Origin of the sequence: Streptomyces milbemycinicus, from assembly GCF_002154605.1 — a bacterium.
Lineage (GTDB): Bacteria > Actinomycetota > Actinomycetes > Streptomycetales > Streptomycetaceae > Streptomyces > Streptomyces milbemycinicus.
The window spans coordinates 1-424 of record NZ_MUNE01001107.1 but is presented as its reverse complement, the minus strand read 5'-3'; the positions used below and the strand labels follow the sequence as shown (position 1 = coordinate 424).

Sequence of the window (424 nt, the reverse complement as noted above, 5' to 3'; positions counted from 1 at the left end):
GGCCGTAGGCGTTGGCGGCGAGTTCGGCGGTGCACAGTGCCGCGGTGTCGACTGCGTCGTTGAGCCCTGAGCGACGCAGGACGGACGTGACGAAGTCGCGGGCGATGCCGGGGGATGTTTCGAGGGGCGGGCAGTAGAGCGTGTACGAGTGGGGGCGGTTCGGCCTGGTATTGCCCATGCGGTGGCTTCTCTCGTGAGCAGTGCGTGAGAGTTACATCACAGACCGTAGAGGCCATGCATGCACCGTCGCAACCATGTCCGCGAAAGTCATCACACCGAGTGTGGACCGTGGCAGGGTGGAGCGGCACACTCATGAGCAAACCGGGAGAAGGGCTCGATGCCGCCGAGGAGTAACCCCACAGCACGCCAGGTGCGCCTGGGAGTTGAGCTGCGCAAGATGCGCGAGGCGGCGGGCATGCCCGCC

1 pseudogene is annotated in these 424 nt (G+C 66.0%); it reads left to right on the top strand.

Annotation, left to right across the window (positions count from 1 at the left end):
• Positions 1 to 337 precede the first annotated feature (337 nt).
• Positions 338 to 424 (top strand): annotated as a pseudogene (locus CCN51_RS54090) (transcriptional regulator); the annotation flags it as partial.